This is a genomic window from Aquabacterium sp., from assembly GCF_036279655.1.
GTDB lineage: Bacteria > Pseudomonadota > Gammaproteobacteria > Burkholderiales > Burkholderiaceae_C > Aquabacterium.
Genome location: NZ_DASUIT010000060.1, coordinates 70607 through 88523, shown reverse-complemented (window position 1 = coordinate 88523; position 17917 = coordinate 70607). Strand labels below are relative to the sequence as shown.

Annotated in this window: 17 protein-coding genes; 8 read left to right on the top strand and 9 right to left on the bottom strand. The window is 64.0% G+C overall.

Features of this window, described 5'->3' with window-relative positions:
• The first annotated feature begins 32 nt into the window (after positions 1-32).
• The gene (locus tag VFW84_RS07205; RefSeq protein WP_329679768.1) at positions 33-818 is read left to right on the top strand and encodes a Crp/Fnr family transcriptional regulator; all 786 of its coding nucleotides are present in this window, start codon (positions 33-35) and stop codon (positions 816-818) included.
• Here the strand turns inward: VFW84_RS07205 and purT are convergent.
• The 3 genes from purT to VFW84_RS07190 are packed head-to-tail and all read right to left on the bottom strand — an operon-like array spanning position 805 to position 4314.
• Entirely contained in the window at positions 805-2049 is a 1245-nt protein-coding gene (purT, locus tag VFW84_RS07200) for a formate-dependent phosphoribosylglycinamide formyltransferase (protein WP_329679767.1), read from the bottom strand. The two genes, VFW84_RS07205 and purT, sit on opposite strands and share 14 nt — an antisense overlap.
• 56 nt (positions 2050-2105) lie before the next feature.
• Positions 2106-3431, bottom strand: coding sequence for a HAMP domain-containing sensor histidine kinase (locus VFW84_RS07195; RefSeq protein ID WP_329679766.1), 1326 nt, complete (start codon positions 3429-3431; stop codon positions 2106-2108).
• On the bottom strand, positions 3424-4314 hold the full coding sequence (locus VFW84_RS07190) for a helix-turn-helix domain-containing protein (protein WP_329679765.1): 891 nt from the start codon (positions 4312-4314) through the stop codon (positions 3424-3426). The genes VFW84_RS07195 and VFW84_RS07190 overlap by 8 nt, the downstream gene beginning before the upstream one ends.
• A 305-nt stretch (positions 4315-4619) precedes the next feature.
• On the opposite strand from VFW84_RS07190, the gene VFW84_RS07185 reads away from it, so the two are divergent.
• Positions 4620-4922 (top strand): DUF962 domain-containing protein, encoded by a 303-nt coding sequence (locus VFW84_RS07185; RefSeq protein WP_329679764.1) that lies wholly within the window; start codon positions 4620-4622, stop codon positions 4920-4922.
• Between the two features lie 70 nt (positions 4923-4992).
• On the opposite strand, the gene ssb is transcribed toward VFW84_RS07185, so the two are convergent.
• The gene (gene ssb / locus VFW84_RS07180) at positions 4993-5505 is read right to left on the bottom strand and encodes a single-stranded DNA-binding protein (protein WP_329679763.1); all 513 of its coding nucleotides are present in this window, start codon (positions 5503-5505) and stop codon (positions 4993-4995) included.
• A gap of 231 nt (positions 5506-5736) precedes the next feature.
• On the opposite strand from ssb, the gene recQ reads away from it, so the two are divergent.
• The 4 genes from recQ to VFW84_RS07160 all read left to right on the top strand — a co-directional run bounded on the left by recQ (position 5737) and on the right by VFW84_RS07160 (position 11372).
• Positions 5737-7587 carry a DNA helicase RecQ gene (gene recQ, locus VFW84_RS07175; RefSeq protein WP_329679762.1) on the top strand — a complete coding sequence of 617 codons (1851 nt, stop codon included), beginning with the start codon at positions 5737-5739 and terminating at the stop codon, positions 7585-7587.
• A 199-nt stretch (positions 7588-7786) separates the two neighbouring features.
• Positions 7787-8821: a porin gene (locus VFW84_RS07170; protein ID WP_329679761.1), complete on the top strand. Its 1035-nt coding sequence runs from the start codon at positions 7787-7789 to the stop codon at positions 8819-8821.
• Between the two features lie 245 nt (positions 8822-9066).
• On the top strand, positions 9067-10077 hold the full coding sequence (locus tag VFW84_RS07165; RefSeq protein WP_329679760.1) for a porin: 1011 nt from the start codon (positions 9067-9069) through the stop codon (positions 10075-10077).
• Between the two features lie 233 nt (positions 10078-10310).
• Complete coding sequence (locus tag VFW84_RS07160) at positions 10311-11372, top strand: porin (protein ID WP_329679759.1); 1062 nt, start codon at positions 10311-10313, stop codon at positions 11370-11372.
• A 23-nt stretch (positions 11373-11395) separates the two neighbouring features.
• Here the strand turns inward: VFW84_RS07160 and metW are convergent, their stop codons facing one another.
• The 4 genes from metW to VFW84_RS07140 all read right to left on the bottom strand — a co-directional run bounded on the left by metW (position 11396) and on the right by VFW84_RS07140 (position 13920).
• Positions 11396-11995: a methionine biosynthesis protein MetW gene (metW, locus tag VFW84_RS07155; RefSeq protein WP_414638922.1), complete on the bottom strand. Its 600-nt coding sequence runs from the start codon at positions 11993-11995 to the stop codon at positions 11396-11398.
• Positions 11992-13182, bottom strand: a complete 1191-nt coding sequence (gene metX, locus VFW84_RS07150; protein WP_329679758.1) for a homoserine O-succinyltransferase MetX — start codon at positions 13180-13182, stop codon at positions 11992-11994. The genes metW and metX overlap by 4 nt, the downstream gene beginning before the upstream one ends.
• 169 nt (positions 13183-13351) lie before the next feature.
• Complete coding sequence (locus tag VFW84_RS07145; protein WP_329679757.1) at positions 13352-13642, bottom strand: type II toxin-antitoxin system RelE/ParE family toxin; 291 nt, start codon at positions 13640-13642, stop codon at positions 13352-13354.
• Positions 13630-13920, bottom strand: coding sequence for a CopG family ribbon-helix-helix protein (locus tag VFW84_RS07140; RefSeq protein WP_329679756.1), 291 nt, complete (start codon positions 13918-13920; stop codon positions 13630-13632). Before VFW84_RS07140 ends, VFW84_RS07145 begins: the two co-directional genes overlap by 13 nt.
• A gap of 171 nt (positions 13921-14091) precedes the next feature.
• Here VFW84_RS07140 and VFW84_RS07135 point away from each other — a divergent pair, with 171 nt between their 5' ends.
• Positions 14092-15753 (top strand): FMN-binding glutamate synthase family protein, encoded by a 1662-nt coding sequence (locus VFW84_RS07135; RefSeq protein WP_329679755.1) that lies wholly within the window; start codon positions 14092-14094, stop codon positions 15751-15753.
• A 6-nt stretch (positions 15754-15759) separates the two neighbouring features.
• Here the strand turns inward: VFW84_RS07135 and VFW84_RS07130 are convergent, their stop codons facing one another.
• On the bottom strand, positions 15760-16380 hold the full coding sequence (locus VFW84_RS07130; protein WP_329679754.1) for a glutathione S-transferase N-terminal domain-containing protein: 621 nt from the start codon (positions 16378-16380) through the stop codon (positions 15760-15762).
• Positions 16381-16520: 140 nt separating this feature from the next.
• On the opposite strand from VFW84_RS07130, the gene VFW84_RS07125 reads away from it, so the two are divergent.
• Positions 16521-17867 carry a DUF898 family protein gene (locus VFW84_RS07125; protein ID WP_329679753.1) on the top strand — a complete coding sequence of 449 codons (1347 nt, stop codon included), beginning with the start codon at positions 16521-16523 and terminating at the stop codon, positions 17865-17867.
• Positions 17868-17917: the final 50 nt, after the last annotated feature.

Below are 17917 nucleotides of genomic sequence, written 5' to 3'. Positions count from 1 at the left end.
CTCCGCTTAATGATGTCGCGCTAATGACCAAGATGATCGATAACACCTCTCAGCATCTGCTGCCGGCCCTGCGCTCACACCTGTGGTTCGCCTCGTGCAGCCTGCCATTGCAGCAGGTGCTCGTCGAGAAATCGCGTGTGGTCAGTCTCAAAGCGGGAGAACGACTTTTTTCACGAGGCGAAAAGGACGAGGCGCTGTGTTGTGTGCTCTCCGGCGCCCTGAAGCTCGGCTCCTTCGATACCGAGGGCGACACCAAGAAGGTCCTGAGCATGTACGTCGAGCCCTACCAGTGGTTTGGCGAGATCGCCGTGATCGATCATCTACCGCGCAGTCAGGATGCGGTGGCCGATGTCGTCAGCTCGGTGCTGGTGGTCTCGCGCTCCCTGCTGGAGCCGTGGCTGAACGAGCACCCGCAGTATTGGCGCGAGCTGGCCCGCCTGGTCTGCCTGAAGATGCGCATGCTGGCCGTGATGATCGAAGACAGCGCCAGCCTGCCGCTGGAGCAGCAACTGGCGCGTCGCATGCTGATGGCCTCGACCAACTTCGGCATGAACTACCCGATGTCCTTCAAGCGCCACCTGCGTCTGCCCCAGGAATACCTGGCGCGCATGATGGGGGTGTCTCGCCAGACCATCAACCGCGCGCTCAAGAACCTCGCCGAGCAGAAGGTGATCGCCGTGCATTACGCCGACATCGAATTGCTCGACATCCCGGCGCTCATGTCCCGCGCCGGCCCCCTGAATCAACCCCTGGTCCATGCGCTGCGCGCCATGGCCGACGAGGTCGAGCGCAACAAGCAGTTGATCAGCGCGTCCTGACCTTCACCCGGCTGGCCGCATCCTTGGCCCGGGTGCGGGCCACCTCGACATCCGCGTCATAGGCCAGCGCCACGCCCATGCGGCGGCGCTCGAAACTCTCGGGTTTGCCAAACAGGCGGATGTCCGTCTGCGGCACGGACAGGGCGTCGGCCACGCCCTCGAACACCACACCTTGCGCCTCCACCCCACCGTAGATCACGGCCGAGGCCCCGGGTGAGCGCAGACGGGTGTCCACCGGCAAGCCCAGGATGGCTCGGGCATGCAGCTCGAACTCGCTTTGCACCTGGGTGCACAGGGTGACCAGACCCGTGTCGTGCGGGCGGGGGCTCACCTCGCTGAACCAGACCTGCTCGCCCTTGACGAAGAGTTCCACGCCGAACAGCCCCTGGCCGCCCAGATCGTCGGTCACGGCCTTGGCGATGTCCCGTGCGCGCTGCAGGGCCACGGGGTCCATGCGGTGGGGCTGCCAGCTCTCGACATAGTCGCCCTGCACCTGCACATGGCCGATGGGCTCGCAGAAATGGGTCTCGATCTGGCCATCGGCGCCCAGGGCGCGCACGGTGAGCTGGGTGATCTCGTAATCGAAGTCGATGAAGCCTTCCACGATCACGCGGCCGTGGCTGACGCGGCCACCGGCCATGGCGAACGCCCAGGCAGCGGCGACATCCTCGGGGCCATCGATCTTGCTCTGTCCCTTACCGGATGAACTCATCACCGGCTTGACGATGCAGGGGTAGCCAATCTGATCGTCGATGGCGGCCTGCAACTGCGCCAGCGAATCGGCAAAGACATAGGGGCTGGTGGGCAGCCCCAGGGTTTCGGCCGCCAGGCGGCGGATGCCTTCGCGGTCCATGGTCAGGCGAGCGGCGCGGGCGGTCGGCACCACACGCACCAGCCCTTGCGCCTCCAGAGACTGCAATTCTTCCGTGGCAATGGCCTCGATCTCCGGCACCACCAGCACAGGCCGCTCCAGCTCGATCAGTTGGCGCAACTGCGCCGCATCGCTCATGGTGATGGTGCGCGCATGGTGGGCCACCTGCTGGCCGGGGGCCTGGTCATAGCGGTCCACCGCGATGGTCTCGACGCCCAGGCGCTGCAAGGCGATCAGCACCTCCTTGCCCAGCTCGCCGGAACCCAGCAGCATGACCCGCGTGGCCGACGGGCTCAGGGGGGTGCCCAGGTGAGCGGGACAAAAGGGTGCGCGGGGATCGGGCAGATCGTGTGTGGACATGCTCAGGCTCGGACAGGAGGGGATGTGGGCGAGTGTGCCATGGCCTGATGCGAGGCTCAGCGCTGCAGGGGCAGCACCACGGTGAAACAACTGCCGTGGCCCAGGGCGCTGGTGGCCTGGATGCGCCCACCCAGGCGTTTGATCAGGCGGGCGGTGATGGCCAGACCCAGGCCACTGCCTTCGGCCTTGGGCAGATCGGGTGATTTCAGGCGCACAAAGGGTTCGAACACCAGGGGCAACTGATCGGTGGGGATGCCCGCTCCGGTGTCCTTCACATCGATCTGCACCCACTGAGGCTGCTCCAGGGGGGTCGAGAGTCTCACTGTGACGGTGCCGCGCGACGTGTACTTGAGCGCATTGCTCACCAGGTTGTTCACGACCTGCCTCACGCGCTGGGAGTCACCCAGGGCGCTGCGCCACCGGGACAGCTCCTCGGCCGAGCAGACTTGCCAGTCGGGGCCGTGGAGGCTCAGCACCCGACCCGCGCAGGCATGGGCGTTGTCTTCGATCACCGCGTCGATCAGGGCCACCAGGTCAAAGGCCTGGTATTCGATGGCCAGCTCCGGGTTGTCCAGGCGCGTGAACTCGACCAGATCCTTCAGGTGTCGATCGAGCTGCTGGGTGACCATGTTCAGGCGCTCCAGTGCGCGACGTGAGGCCGTGTCGCTCACCTTGGCCGAGAGCAGATCCACCGACGACAGCATGGTCTGCAGCGGCCCCCGGATCTCGTGCGACATCATGGCCAGCAGCTCTTCCTTGTCGCGCTGGGCGGCGCGCTCCTTGGCCGTGACCTCGTCGCGCAGCCGGACCAGAAAGCTCAGGGCCACGATGTAGCTGGGCTGGATCACGATCAGCATGATCTTGGCCTGGAACACCTCGATGGGCTCCGACCCGGTGGGCCACAGCAAGCTGCTCAGCACGATCAGCGTCATGGCGCCATAGTGGGCCCAGCACACCAGCGGCGCCCCCTTCTTGAACATGGCAAACGCTGCTAGGTAGAACACCGGGTTGTACTGCGCGATCAGCATGGTCAGGTAGCTCTGACTGGCCAGCGGAAAGTACAGGTTCTGGATCAGCAGGCCCAGCAGAAAGACGCTGCACGTCACCATCGTGCTCAGGGTGGCCGCAGTGATCCAGCTGGAGCGCAAGGCCAGGATCACCGTGTTGACCACCAGCACCACGCCGACCAGCGGCGAGCCGAAGCGGTTCCAGGCGCTCATCTCCGAGTGCTGGATCTCGAAGCCCCACATGACAAAGGTCGCCACCGACACCAGTGCCGACAACCACACCAGCAAGGGGACCTGCGAGGGGTCGACCCACAAGGGGCCCAGAGACCCCAGCGGCGCCGGCTTGCGGATGGCGCGTGTCGGCTGACTAGTCATCCTGGATCCCGTGTTGGCGATCCATATTGTTCTGGATCGCAGCCGCCAGGACGGCGGGGCGCACGGGCTTTTCAAAGAACATGACCTGGTGGGAGCGCATCATGGTGGTCAGCTCGTCTTCCGACGCGCGGCCATCACGCAGGTGGCCGGTCAGCAAGGCGATGGGTGCCTGCGGGCGCACCATGCGGATGTGTTCGATCAGGGCGCGGGAGTTGACCCCGCCGGCCAGGATGAAGTCGACCACAAAGGCATCGAACTGCATCGGGTTGGCATTGAGGATGGCGGGGGCCGATGTGAAGGCCGTGGCCCGCATCTCGGCGGCATCAAACCAATCGCACAGGCTCTCGGCGGCCAGGGCATCGTCGTCAATGACGGCCACACGCACGGTGGGGCGCGCATCGTGCGCCGTCATCACCAGGCGCTCGACGGCATAGCGCGGCGCATCCGGGCGCAGACGCGCCAGCGTGCCACCCGGTCCGGCCAGCCAGCTCGAGCCATCGCGCACGGCCTGCAGCGTGACCCGCCCTTGCTCCCTGGGCGCGAGCAGGCGGCCGATCACGATCTGGCAGGACCATTGCTGGCTGTCGAAGCAGGCCGTGGCAGCCTGAAGCGTGCCGTTCGGGTGGGTGGCATCGCCGGTGGGCTGGGTCAGCTCATCCAGGGTGCAGCCACAGTGGCGGGCCAGGGTCTGGATCTCGTCAAAGAGCCACACCGCGCCCTGCAGCTTGCGCCGGGCCTGGCTTACAGAGATGCGACAGAGCTCGGCCACCAGGGTGGCCTGCTGGCGTGCTTGCACACCATGGCGCTCCAGGGTGCGCCGGACCTGCTCATGCAGGGGGCTGTCCTGAGGGGGGGCGTCGGGTGAAAGGGAGGGCTCGGTCACGGTGGGGACGGGGTGAACTACCTCACTCTCGGGGGGTGAGGCGATTTTGCGATGTCAAAGATGCATTTTTGCGCTTTTTGAGGGGCGTGTGGCCCTAGGATGCTCAAAAAAGACGGAGCCTTGGCTGAATCGGGCCCTGCTCGGGGAGCAATGCATAACATGTCCGGCGCCGCCACCGCGGTACTGGCAGCGACATCCTTGAGGTGCTTGCTGATCACTTGAAAGCCGTCCTGGTTCACGCCAGGGCGGTTTTTTTATCGCAAACCCTTTTGATTTTGCAGCCAGGATCGGTCAAGCTGCGGGCCATGCAGCGTTACCAATCCTTCCAGGCGTTCTACCCCTTCTACCTGTCCCAGCATGAGAACCGGGTGTGCCGCCGCCTGCACGTGGTGGGCTCGCTCCTGGTGCTGGCTTTGCTGGTCTCGGTCATCACCACCGGGCAGTGGATGGCCCTGTGGCTGCTGCCGCTGCTGGGTTATGGCTTTGCCTGGGTGGGGCACTTTGCTTTTGAGCACAACAAGCCTGCCACCTTTGAATACCCGCTCTACAGCTTCATGGGCGATTGGGTCATGCTCTGGCAGACGCTGACGGGCAAACTGCCCTGGTGATCCAGGCAAGACAAAGGCCCGGGGCATGTGCTGCCGCGGGCCTGTGGGTCTGGGCTGTGTGCAGGGTCGATCAGAACGGAATGTCGTCATCCATGTCATCGAAGCCGGTGGACGACTTCTGGGGCGCAGGACGCGAGGCGGCTGGCGCCGGGCGTGCGGCCGGGCGGCTGGTTTCCGCGGGTTCGCGGCTGAAGCCTTCGTCGCCACCTTGGGCGCCACCGCCACCGTAGTTGCCACCGCCGCTGCCTTCACGGCCGCCCAGCAGCTGCATGTTCTCGGCCACGATTTCGGTGGTGTAGTTGTCCTTGCCGTCCTTGTCCTGCCACTTGCGGGTCTTGAGGCGGCCCTCGACGTAGACGGAGCGGCCCTTTTTCAGGTATTCGCCCGCGATTTCGGCCAGACGGTCGTAGAACACCACACGGTGCCATTCGGTCTCTTCCACCTTGTCGCCGCTGTTCTTGTCTTTCCAGTTGCGCGTGGTGGCCACCGAAACGTTGCAGACCGCTGCGCCGTTGGGGGTGTAGCGCACTTCAGGGTCGCGACCGAGGTTGCCGATGATGATGACTTTGTTGATCGAGGCCATGGCCTGTTTCCTATGTCGGTTGGTAAATAAAAGCGTTCGTTGGTTAGTTGCCCTTGAATGGCCTGGGCATTATGGCTCGAGCGGCGGGTGCCGCCATCCCCAAGTGGGGGGCGTCCCGACGGGGGAGGGGGCAGCCTCCCAGGGCAGGCCTCACAATGCAGGGCCTTGCGGCCCTTGCGGCCCTTGCGCGTGCCGCGCCCTCCTCGACGACCTGAAGCCTCTCCTTTGCCCATGACCTCCACCGCACCCCTGGCCATCCTGCAAGAGGTGTTCGGCTACCCCGCCTTTCGGGGGCAGCAGCAGGCCATTGTCGAACACGTGGCCGAAGGGGGGGATGCCCTGGTGCTCATGCCCACAGGGGGCGGCAAGAGCCTGTGCTATCAGATACCGGCCATCGCCCGTCACCGCGCCGGCAAAGGGGTGGCCATCGTGGTGTCACCCCTGATCGCCCTGATGCACGACCAGGTGGGGGCGCTCGATGAAGTGGGAGTGGCCTCGGCCTTTCTTAATAGCACCCTCACGCTGGACGACGTGCAGCGCATCGAACGCGCCATGATGTCGGGCCAGATGGTGCTGCTTTATGCGGCCCCCGAACGCATCACCACGCCGCGCTTCCTGGCGCAGCTCGATTCCCTGCGCGAGCGCGGCCTGCTCAGCCTGTTCGCCATTGACGAGGCCCATTGCGTCAGCCAGTGGGGCCACGACTTCCGCGAAGAGTATCTGGGCCTGAATGTCCTGCACGAGCGCTACCCGGATGTGCCGCGTGTGGCCCTCACGGCCACGGCCGACGAGTTCACCCGCGCCGACATCATCGAGCGCCTGCAACTGCAGGATGCCCGTGTCTTCATCAGCAGTTTCGACCGGCCCAACATTCGCTACATGCTGGTTGAGAAGGACAACCCCCGGGCGCAATTGCTGCGCTTCATCCGTGACGACCACGAGGGCGAGGCTGGGGTGGTGTACTGCCAGTCGCGTCGCAAGGTGGAAGAAACCGCGGCCTGGCTGTGCCAGCAGGGGCTCAACGCCTTGCCCTACCACGCGGGGCTGGACGCGGGGGTGCGCCAGCGTCATCAGGACCGCTTCCTGCGCGAGGACGGCGTCATCATTGTGGCCACCATCGCCTTCGGCATGGGCATTGACAAACCCGATGTGCGCTTCGTGGCCCACCTGGACCTGCCCAAGAACATCGAGGCCTATTACCAGGAGACGGGCCGTGCGGGCCGCGACGGTGCCGAGGCCGAGGCCTGGCTGACCTACGGTCTGGCCGACGTGGTGCAGCAGCGCCGCCTGATCGACGACAGCCCGGCGGGCGAGGAATTCAAGCGCGTGCAGCGCCACAAGCTGGATGCTCTGCTGGCCCTGGCCGAGGCACACGACTGCCGCCGCGTGCGCCTGCTGGCCTATTTTGGCGAGGCCAGCGAGCCCTGCGGCAACTGCGACAACTGCCTGAACCCACCCGCGACCTGGGACGGCACCGAGGCGGCGCGCAAGATGCTCAGCGGCATCTACCGCTTCTGGCAGCACGGCAAGATGCGCTTCGGGGCCGGGCACCTGATCGATGTCCTGCGGGGCAAGCTCACGGACAAGGTGCAGCAATATGGGCACCAGAGCCTGAGCACCTTCGGCATCGGCGCCGACCTGAGCGAGCAGCATTGGCGCGCCGTGCTGCGCCAGCTGGTGGCGCTGGGCCATGTGGTGGCCGAAGGTGAGTTCAACACCCTGAGCCTGACCGACAGTGCCCGCGCGGTGCTCAAGGGCGAGGTGCAACTGGTCCTGCGCGAAGCCCGCGAGGCCCCGCGCCGCGCCTCAGGTGGCACGGGCAACCCCCGCCGCAAGGCCTCGCCGGTGCCGGCCGATCTGGATCCGATGGCCCAGGAGCGGCTGCTGGCCCTGCGGGCCTGGCGCTCCCGTGTGGCCAAGGAGCACAACCTGCCGGCCTATGTCGTGTTCCATGACGCCACCCTGGTGGAGATGGCGCGCATCGCGCCCCAGAGCCTGGGCGAGCTGGGCTCGATCAGCGGGGTGGGCGGCAAGCGCCTGCAGGCCTATGGCGAGCAGATCCTGGGGGTCTTGCAGGCCTAGTCCACCCCGTTCAACGGCTTTGGGTGAGGTCGTTTGGGCGGGTTTTGTGGCGGTTTTGCACCACTTTGTTGCTTGGTGGCAACGAAATGGTGCGTTCATGCCCCACAAAAGGGGGCTTTTTGAGGTCTGGGGGGTAACCCTGGCAATTCGCCTTGTCACAATGCACTCACACAAAGATTCATCCCTTATGGAGATTGCAATGATGAAGAAGACCCTGATTGCTGCTGCCGCTCTGATGGCTGGCGTGGCTGCTCAAGCTCAAGTGAATGTCTACGGTACCGTGGACATGTCGTTTGGTTCGTTCGAAGAGTTCAACACCACCACCGGTGAAACCGATTCCATCGCCAAGGTTGAGTCCGGCGTGCACACCGGTTCCTTCATTGGCTTCAAGGGCCAAGAAGATCTGGGTGGCGGCCTGAAGGCTTTCTTCGTGCTGGAAAGCGACATCGGTGCTGACATCGGTGCTTCCTCCGACAACGGTTTCTGGGCCCGCACCTCCGAGCTGGGTCTGGCTGGCGACTTCGGTACCGTGAAGCTGGGTAACTCGCGCTCGCTGGGCTTCCTGGCCAACGCCGCTTACAACCCCTTCCCTGTGACTGGCCTGATGAACACGTCGCAGATCACGAACGCCTACGGCAACTATGCCAACGCCATCACCTACACGTCGCCCAACCTGTCGGGCTTCACCGTGGCAGCTCAGGCTGGCATGTCTGAGCAAGACGGCGTGGACAACTCCATCGGCTTGGCTCTGAACTACGCTGCTGGTCCCCTGGCTGTGGGCTTCAACTACTCCACCCAAGAAGGTGCCCTGGCTGGTTTCTTCGCTAACGAAACCGCCCTGGGTGCAACGCTCGCCACGCTCGTGACGCTGCCGACCGCCAACGTTGACTACGATCGTTGGGGCCTGGGTGCTAGCTACGATTTCGGCGCTGCCAAGCTGTTCGGCCAGTTCGGTCAGAACAAGTACAAGGGCGACGGCGGCAGCTTCAAGACCAAGGCTTTCCAACTGGGTACGGCCATTCCTGTCTCGGCTCAAGGCACCGTCCTGGCTTCGTTTGCTCAGACCAAGCTGGATGACACCGATCTCAAGCTGCGTGACCTGTCTGTTGTGTACGACCACGCTCTGAGCAAGCGCACCAGCGCCTACGCTGGCCTGAAGAGCCTGCGCATCAGCGCTGACGGCGGTTCGGAAACTCTGAACAACGTCGCTGTTGGTATCAAGCACGCCTTCTGATTCACGGCTTCGGCCTGATTCAGTCAAAAGCGCCCTTCGGGGCGCTTTTTTGTTGCCTGAAAGAAACACAAATGGCTAAAAGTGTCTCTTTCAGGCCACTTTTTTGCCTGATTTTCTTCGGATGCACCATTGTGGGTCAATCTGGCTTGGATCTTGCTTGAGTGTTCTCGCACAATCAATCCCCAAGGCAATCACAGTTATCTCAGGTTGTCCCTTATCTCTCATCCCACTTTTAGGAGAAGTGTATGTTTTCGAAGAAGATCGTTGCCGGTGCTGCCCTGATGGCCCTGGCCGCCGTGGCTCAGGCACAAGTGAAGGTGTATGGCTACCTGGACCTGGGTGTGGGTTCGCTGGAGTCGGCCGGTGGTGACTCGGTCACCCATGTGGGCAGTGGCGGTCTGATGACCAGCTTTCTGGGCTTCTCTGGCTCTGAAGATCTGGGCGGTGGCCTGAAGGCTGAGTTCACGCTCGAGACCTTCATCGGTCCTGACACGGGTGACTACCTGAGCAACAACGCCGGTGGTTTCTGGGGCCGTGGCTCCAACATCGCACTGAGCGGTGGCTTTGGTAAGGTGGCCATTGGTCAGTACGACACCCCCCTGTTCGTCGCTGGTCTGGCCTACAACCCCTTCGGCAGCTCCATGCTGCTGTCGCCCACGATGCGTCATTACTATGGCCTGAGCCTGGGTGTGGCTGCAACTGACAATGCGCTGACGACCGACACCGGCTGGGTGAACTCGCTGACCTATGAAACGCCCAATCTGGGTGGTTTCACCGCCACGCTGCAATGGTCGCCCAAGGAGTCTTCTGCCGATGGCGCCAAGGACAGCTTCACCCTGGGTGCTGCCTACAACGCTGGCCCTCTGAGCCTGATGGCGGTGTATGCTGACCACGGCGAGAACGCTACTGGTGCTTACGAAGGTGAGCAAAAGGTCTACAGCCTGAACGCCAGCTATGACTTTGGCGTGGCCAAGGGCTTCTTCCAGTACACCGATGTGGACAATGCTGACACTTCGGTGGATGACACCCTGTTCCAGATTGGCGCCACCATCCCTGTGTCGGCTCAAGGCAATGTCATGGTGTCCTACGGTCAACTCAAGGAAGACACGACCGACCTGAAGAACAAGATCTTCTCGCTGGGTTACGACCATTCGCTGAGCAAGCGCACCGGTCTGTACGCCGCCTTCACCAGCGAACGTGCCACCAACAAGTCCACTGGCAACAGCTTCATGGTGGGTGTCCGTCACTCCTTCTGATCTTCGCTGCTTCGGCAGTGATCTGATCATTCAAAGCGCCCTTCGGGGCGCTTTTTTCTTGCACGGGCAAAAGACACATTTGCATCTTGTTGGTGTCTATGCGTGCTCAAACAGTGCCATTTGCACGCAACTGGTTCATAAAACGGTCATATTTCCCGGCACAAGTCCTGCTCACTCATGAAGTGACTGCACATCTGTGTGCGGCACTTTGTGTTCGTGAATCAGGAGTATCCATGTCCCTTATGAAGAATCGGATCGCCTCTGCGGCGGCCATGGCGCTGACGGCCTTTGCGTGTTCTGGTGCGTCTGCCCAATCGAGTTTGACGATGTACGGCATCCTCGACCTGTCTTTCGGCTCGTTTGAGAACTCGTACAACGGCAGTGGCGACAGCCCCCGCCTGACGCAGGTGGAGTCCGGCAAGATGACCACCAGCTTCATCGGCTTCCGTGGTGTGGAAGACCTGGGCGGTGGCCTCAAGGCCGTGTTCTCGCTGGAAAGTTTCCTGCGCATGGACTCGGGCGCATCGGGTCGCAGCAATGCCGATGTGTTCTGGGGTCGCAATGCCCATGTGGGCCTGGCCGGTGATTTCGGCAAAGTGGTGCTGGGTCGCATGGACAACTTCCTGTTCCAGCAGGCCCTGATGTTCAACCCCTATGGTGGATCCTTCGGCTTCTCGCCCACGGTGCGTCTGACCTTCGGTGGCCCCGCCGGCAATGACAAGGGCGATTCGGCATGGAGCAATGCCATCGCCTACTACACGCCCAATCTGTCGGGTTTTTCTGGTGCAGTGCAGGTGCAACTGGCCGAGTCCGAGACCGAAGGCAACAGCGTGGGCCTGATGGGCAGCTACAGCGCTGGCCCCTTCGCCATCGGGGTGGGCTATCAGACCGTCAAGTCGGCCGAGGCCCCCAAGGGCAATCTGGTCGACCCTGCCAAGCAGACCTTCGGTCTGGTGGGGGTGAGCTATGACTTCGGTGTGGCCAAGGTCTTTGGTCAGTATGGTCAGTTCAAGGGATCGGACTTTGCCGCCGCGACCGACAACATCAAGACCACGCTGTTCCAGCTGGGCGCCGCGGTGCCGGTGGGCACGAGTGGCAAGGTGCTGGCGTCCTACGGCGAGAGCAAGGAGGACAACAGCACAGGCGACATCAAGCACAAGATCTTCAGCCTGGGCTACGACCACACCCTGTCCAAGCGCACCGACGTCTATGCCGTCTACATGCGTGACGACGAAGGTCAGGCTGGCTGGAAGGCGGGCAACACCGTGGCCTTCGGTATCCGCACCCGCTTCTGATCGGGCAGCTCGGGCGGGAGGGCTCAGCCGCCCCGCTCGAACTTGAAGACCGCCGTGCTGGCGCGCAGATTGGGCCAGCGGCGGACTTCCCGGCCTTCGTGCAGGCCGAAGGATTCCAGCACGTGCAGGCCGTTCTTGTGGGCCAGGGCGGCAAAGTCCTTGAAGGTGGTCACCCGGATGTTGGGGGTGTCGTACCACTGGTAAGGCAGCGACTTGCTCACGGGCATGCGGCCCTTGAGGACGCTCCAGCGGTGGGGCCAGTGGGCGAAGTTGGGGAAGCTGACGATGCCGATGCGGCCCACTCGCGCGGTCTCGCGCAGCATGGCCTCGGTGTTGCGCAGGTTCTGCAGGCTGTCGAGCTGCAGCACGACATCGAAGGAGTTGTCGTCGAACAGGCTCAGGCCTTCTTCGAGGTTGCGCTGGATGACGTTGACACCGCGCTGCACGCATTCGTGCACCTTGGCGTCGTCCAGTTCGATGCCGTAGCCGCTGCAATGGCGCTGGCTGCACAGCAGGGCGAGCAACTCGCCTCCGCCACACCCCAGGTCCAGCACGCGGGAGCCCTCGGGCACGAGTTCGGCCAGGCGCTGCAGGCGCTCCACATGGGTCATCACGGCGCTCATGCGGCCACCTCCGGCGTGGTGGCCGATTCAGCCAGGAGCTCACGGGCGATCCGGTCGAAGTAGGCGCGCATGACGCCCATGTAGCGGGCGTCGTCCAGCAGGAAGGCGTCGTGCCCGTGGGGGGCGTCGATCTCGGCGTAGGACACGTCGCGGCCATTGTCGACCAGGGCCTTGACGATCTCGCGCGAGCGCTGCGGTGAGAAGCGCCAGTCGGTGGTGAAGCTCACCACCAGGAACTTGGCCATGGCGCGGGCCATGGCCAGGCTGAGCTTGCCGCCAAAGGTGCGGGCCGGGTCGAAGTAGTCCAGCGCGCGGGTGATCAGCAGGTAGGTGTTGGCGTCGAAGTAGTCGCTGAACTTGTCGCCCTGGTAGCGCAGATAGCTTTCGATCTGGAACTCGATGTCCTGGGTGCTGTAGTGGGGGGCGTCGCCACGCTCGCGGCCCACCAGTTCGCGGCCGAACTTGGTCTCCATGACGTCGTCCGACAGGTAGGTGATGTGGCCGATCATGCGGGCCACGCGCAGGCCGCGGCGGGGCACGACACCATGCGCATAGAAGTGACCGCCGTGGAAGTCGGGGTCGGTGACGATGGCGCGGCGTGCCACTTCGTTGAAGGCGATGTTCTGGGCCGACAGGTTGGGCGCGGTGGCCACGGCCACGCAGTGGCGCACCCGCTCGGGGTATTGCAGGGTCCAGCTCAGGGCCTGCATGCCACCCAGGCTGCCGCCCAGCACGGCGGCCAGGCGCTCGATGCCCAGGGTGTCGAGCACGCGGGCCTGGGCATTGACCCAGTCCTCGACGGTGACCACCGGGAAGGAGGCGCCGTAGATGCGACCGGTGTCGGGGTTGACGTGCATCGGGCCGGTCGAGCCAAAGCAGGAGCCGGGGTTGTTGATGCCGATGACGAAGAACTTGTTGGTGTCCACGGGCTTGCCGGGGCCCACCATGTTGTCCCACCAGCCCTCGGAGCGGGGCAGGGGCTGGCCGTTGACATCGGCATGTACACCGGCCACGTGGTGGGAGGCATTGAGCGCGTGGCAGACCAGCACGGCATTGCTGCGGTCGGCGTTGAGGCGCCCGTAGGTTTCAAACACCAGGGTGTAGTCCTTGAGCACCGCACCGCTTTGCAATTCGAGCGGGGTGCCGAAGGTGATGGACTGGGGGGTGACGACCCCGAGTGTGGACATGGCTGTCAATTTCAAACAAAAAACCGGCCGCGCTGGGAAAGCAGGGGCCGGTGTCAGGCTCCTTCTTTAGCGGTATTTCTTGAGCGCCCGCAAGCCGGACAAATCGGCGCTGTAGCTTTGAGTGTAGCGCTAAACCGCTATCGTGGCCGTCAGCGCACCTCGGAGGCAATCAGTAGCCGACTTCGCGCTGATGGCGCACGGCCAGGATCACGACTTCATCGCCCGCCAGGCGATACAGCGCGACATATCCGCCGTCGCCGAAGTCAATCAGCCACTCGCGATACTCAGGCTCCATGTCCTGCATGGGTCGACCGATGGCAGGCTGATGACCAAGCACTTTGAGCTCTTGACGAATGGCCTTGATGGCGCGCTTTGCTGCATCGAGGTTGTGCACCGCCAAGAAACGATAAAGGCGCTGGACATCGCGCAGCGCCTGGGGTGACCAGATCAAACGTGACATTCAGGCGGCTCAGTGTCTTGTCCCTGTTCGAGCTGAGCCAGCCATGCATCGGCCTCATCAGCCGTGGCATGCAAGCCCGTGCGCTGGTAAGCCTCCCAGGCTTTGATGCCGTCTTGGCGGAACGCTTCACGCTTTTCCTCGCGCTCCACGTATTGCTCGATGGCCTCGCGCATCAGCCAGTGCGGGGTGCGATGGCGAGCGTCGGCCAGGCGTTTGACGCGGGCCTTGATGTCAGGGTCGATCTTGACCGCAACGGGTCGAACATTGGCAGATGTCATGACAGCATCCAGTATTGGAAGGTATTACCTTAACATACTCGCCATTTTCTGAGGCTGGTCTTAGCCTCGATCCAATCGTCTGCCCGTCATATGCCCCGGTGTTTCACAAGGTGAATGGATCGAATCTGCGTACATTGGATGGGGAAGTCGATCGTTGCGAAGGGGAGTTCGATGCCGACCTGGATGATGCGCCTGAGTAACAGGGTGCCGATCCGCTACGGGGCCTGGGCCATGACCCTGATCCTGGGCGGCTTGTGCCTGAGTCTGGGGGCCGCGCGTGGCAGTGTGCTCTGGTATGCCCTGTCGGTGCTGATGGGGCTGCTCTTTTGCCTGGGCATCCGCGATGTCCGGCAGACCCAGAAAGCGGTGCTGCGCAACTATCCGGTGATCGGGCACCTGCGCTATCTGCTGGAGTTCATCCGGCCGGAGATGCGCCAGTACTTCATCGAAGGCGATAACGAGGCGGCGCCGTTTTCGCGTCAGCAGCGCTCGCTGGTCTATCAGCGGGCCAAGGGGGCGCCAGACAAACGACCCTTCGGCACGCAAAAGGATGTGACGGCCGAGGGCTATGAGTGGTTGAGTCATTCGGTGGCGCCCACCGAGGTGTCGTCGCACGATTTCAGGGTGCTGATCGGGGCGGCGGGCTCTTCGTGCACGCAGCCCTACAGCGCCAGCTTGTTCAATATCTCGGCCATGAGCTTCGGCGCGCTGAGCGCCAATGCCATCCTGGCCCTGAACCACGGCGCGGCGCGGGGGCACTTCGCGCATGACACCGGCGAGGGCTCGGTGAGTCGCTACCACCGTGAGGGCGGTGGGGACCTGATCTGGGAGATCGGCTCAGGCTATTTTGGTTGCCGCTCGCCGCAAGGGAGCTTCGATGAGGCGCGCTTCATCGAGAACGCCACCCAGCCGCAGGTCAAGATGATCGAGATCAAGCTGAGCCAGGGCGCCAAGCCCGGGCATGGCGGGGTGCTGCCGGGCCCCAAAGTCACGCCCGAGATCGCCGAGGCACGTGGCGTGCCCGTGGGGAAGGATTGCGTGTCGCCCGCCAGTCACAGTGCGTTCTCGACGCCGCTGGAGATGGTGCGTTTCATCGAGCGCCTGCGCACCTTGTCGGGTGGCAAGCCGGTGGGCATCAAGTTGTGCATTGGCCACCCTTGGGAGTGGTTTGCCATGGTCAAGGCCATGCGCGAGAGCGGGCTGTGGCCTGATTTCATCGTGGTCGATGGCGCCGAGGGCGGCACGGGTGCTGCGCCGCTGGAGTTCACTGATCATGTGGGCGCGCCGCTGCAGGAGGGCTTGCTGCTGGTTCACAACACCCTGGTGGGGCTGGGTGAGCGTCACCGCGTGAAGCTGGGGTGTGCGGGCAAGGTGGTCAGTGCCTTTGACATCGCTCGCATGATGGCCTTGGGGGCCGACTGGTGCAACAGTGCGCGTGGCTTCATGTTTGCGCTGGGCTGCATCCAGGCGCAAAGCTGCCATACCGGGCATTGCCCCACGGGGGTGACCACGCAGGACCCGGCACGTCAGCGCGCGCTGGTGGTGCCTGACAAGACCGAGCGGGTCTACCGCTACCACCAGAACACCCTGCATGCGCTCAAGGAGCTGGTGCAGGCGGCCGGTCTGCACCATCCCCATGAGATCACCGCGGATCACATCGTGCGGCGTGGGGCAGGGCACGTGGTGCACCGTCTGTCGAACCTGCTGCCCTTCACGGCCGAGGGGCAATTGCTGGCGGCCGAAGCCGGGCAAGGGCCCTGGCCTCAGCCGGTGTTCGAGCAGTACTGGCACCGCGCCCAGGCCGGCAGCTTTGAGCTGCAGGCCAAGGCTTGACGCGCCTCAGGCTGCGGGAGGGGCCGAGTCGATGAAGCTGGTGCGTTGTGCCAGCTTGTCGAACAGCTTGCCCAGATTGGGGTGGTCGGTGCGCCAGGCGATGTCGGGGAAGCGGAAGTCCAGGTAGCCCAGGGCACAGCCCACGGCGATGTCGGCCAGGCTGTAGTGATTGCTGGTGCACCAGGTGCGGTCCCCCAGGCCCAGGCTCATGGCCTTGAGGCTGGCCTGCACCTTGCCCATCTGACGATCGATCCAGGCCTGGCTGCGCTGTTCGGTGGTGCGCCCGGGCCAGGTGGCTTCCATGCGCGCCAGGATGGCGGCGTCCAGCAGACCGTCGGCCAGGGCCTCCCAGGTCTTGACCTCGACACGCTCGCGCCCGCTCAGGGGCAGCAGCTTGCCGACCGGGGACAAGGTGTCGACATACTCGACGATGACCCGCGAGTCAAAGAGGGCTTCGCCGCCTTCCATGACCAGGCAGGGGACCTTGCCCAGGGGGTTGGCCTCCAGGATCTTGGTGTCTGCCGACCAGACGTCCTCGACTTCGAATTTGTAGTCGAGTTTTTTCTCGGCCAGGACCACGCGGACCTTGCGGACGAACGGGCTGGTGAGGGATCCGATCAGTTTCATTCTGTGCCGTGATGTGCAAATTGACGGCCATTTTACAAAACACCTGCGTCCCCCTGTTTGTTCCGGGCGACGTTCACCCATCGTGGGGGGGCTTTTGTGCTGAATGGGGTGCGTGGCACGGTTACAGTGATTGACCACTGATGATGACCTCTGACGCTTCCCGTTCTGCATCACGGGCGCCTCACCCGATCGGCTCCACCTTGCCCGGTACCTTGTCCGGGCCTGAGGTGACTGTGTCCGTGCCTGTGTCGCACACGACGCCAGCGGCCACCTCGGGGCACGTCTCGTCGCCAGGACATCAGGCTTTTGTGCCCCGAGAGGTGCCGCGTCTGCCCTATGGGGTGGTGCTGCAGTGGCCTGTGCGTTTCGATGGCACGCCCGCCGGGTATGCGCGGGTCTGGCTGGGCAATGTGCTGATCGTGTTGCTGACCCTGGGCCTGGCCTGGCCCTGGACGTATCGCCGCTCGCAACGCTATTTGTTGCGTCATACCGAGGTAGCAGGGCATCGGCTGGATTTCCGCCTGCCGCCAAGGGTGCTGTGGCCGCGCATGCTGGTCACCGTGGTCTTGTGGGGGGGCGTGGCGGTGGCGGCCATGGGCTCGCCCTGGGCGGGGCTGCTGGCACTGGCGATGTGCGGCGCGGTCTGGCCCTTGCTGATCTACCTGAAGGTGCTGCAGCGTGTCTCGTCGGTGGCCTGGGGCGGGCGACGTCTGTGGTTCGATGGCCCCTGGCAGGGGGTGTACCGGGCTACGCTGGTGACCCTGGTGCTGGGGGTGAGCACCTTGTGCTCTGCCTTGCTGAGCTGGCACGGCCATCTGCAGCAGGGCTGGTGGATGACGGGCGCCCTGGTGGCCGCCTGGTTGCTCTATCTGCCTGTGCGCTACTGGAACCTCTTTCAGTACCGGCAGCATCACATCCGCCTGGGGCCGATGCGCCTGCTCTGGCAGGGCACGCGTGTGGCCATGCTGGGCGTGTTCGCGCGTGTGGCGGTCTGGATGCTGCTGGTGATGTCGCTGGTGGGGGGCGTCGCCCTCATGGGCGTGGGAGGCTGGTTGCTGCTGCACCGTCCGGTCAGTGATCGCGGGGCGATCGTGTGCGGCGTGCTGGCCGGCGTGGTGGTCTTGTCGCTGGTGGTGCCCTATCTGGAGGCGCGCCTGATCAACCTGGTCTGGAACAAGACCGGCAACCGCTATCTGCGTTTTCGCAGCCAGGTGCCGGTGGGGCCTTATGTGCGGCAGCGGGCGCTCAATGTGTGGGGGGTGATCCTCAGCCTGGGTCTGTACTGGCCCTGGGCGGTGATCTCCAACCGCCGCCTGCGCATGCAGTCGCTGGTGGTCTGGAGCCGCGTCGAGCCCGAGGTGTTGCTGGCGCACTGGCCTTGCCGCGAGAGCGATGTGCCCCCGCCGGCCTTGCCCGTGTCCACGCTGATGCCCGATGGTCCGGGGTTGAGCACCCAGCCGTCTTTCGTCTCGCGCTTCGAGGCATGAGCCGCCCCGCCGGATCGCGGGGCTGGAGTGTGGGCGGGCAAGTTCGTACA

Bases quoted from the DNA above. Each gene is read 5' to 3' on its own strand.
- VFW84_RS07205 (WP_329679768.1), top strand. From the start codon at position 33: ATGATCGATAACACCTCTCAGCATCTGCTGCCGGCCCTGCGCTCACAC.
- VFW84_RS07135 (WP_329679755.1), top strand. From the start codon at position 14,092: ATGCCGACCTGGATGATGCGCCTGAGTAACAGGGTGCCGATCCGCTAC.
- VFW84_RS07185 (WP_329679764.1), top strand. From the start codon at position 4,620: ATGCAGCGTTACCAATCCTTCCAGGCGTTCTACCCCTTCTACCTGTCC.
- VFW84_RS07170 (WP_329679761.1), top strand. From the start codon at position 7,787: ATGATGAAGAAGACCCTGATTGCTGCTGCCGCTCTGATGGCTGGCGTG.
- metX (WP_329679758.1), bottom strand. From the start codon at position 13,182: ATGTCCACACTCGGGGTCGTCACCCCCCAGTCCATCACCTTCGGCACC.
- ssb (WP_329679763.1), bottom strand. From the start codon at position 5,505: ATGGCCTCGATCAACAAAGTCATCATCATCGGCAACCTCGGTCGCGAC.
- VFW84_RS07125 (WP_329679753.1), top strand. From the start codon at position 16,521: ATGATGACCTCTGACGCTTCCCGTTCTGCATCACGGGCGCCTCACCCG.
- VFW84_RS07130 (WP_329679754.1), bottom strand. From the start codon at position 16,380: ATGAAACTGATCGGATCCCTCACCAGCCCGTTCGTCCGCAAGGTCCGC.
- purT (WP_329679767.1), bottom strand. From the start codon at position 2,049: ATGTCCACACACGATCTGCCCGATCCCCGCGCACCCTTTTGTCCCGCT.
- recQ (WP_329679762.1), top strand. From the start codon at position 5,737: ATGACCTCCACCGCACCCCTGGCCATCCTGCAAGAGGTGTTCGGCTAC.
- VFW84_RS07140 (WP_329679756.1), bottom strand. From the start codon at position 13,920: ATGACATCTGCCAATGTTCGACCCGTTGCGGTCAAGATCGACCCTGAC.
- metW (WP_414638922.1), bottom strand. From the start codon at position 11,995: ATGAGCGCCGTGATGACCCATGTGGAGCGCCTGCAGCGCCTGGCCGAA.
- VFW84_RS07145 (WP_329679757.1), bottom strand. From the start codon at position 13,642: ATGTCACGTTTGATCTGGTCACCCCAGGCGCTGCGCGATGTCCAGCGC.
- VFW84_RS07160 (WP_329679759.1), top strand. From the start codon at position 10,311: ATGTCCCTTATGAAGAATCGGATCGCCTCTGCGGCGGCCATGGCGCTG.
- VFW84_RS07165 (WP_329679760.1), top strand. From the start codon at position 9,067: ATGTTTTCGAAGAAGATCGTTGCCGGTGCTGCCCTGATGGCCCTGGCC.
- VFW84_RS07195 (WP_329679766.1), bottom strand. From the start codon at position 3,431: ATGACTAGTCAGCCGACACGCGCCATCCGCAAGCCGGCGCCGCTGGGG.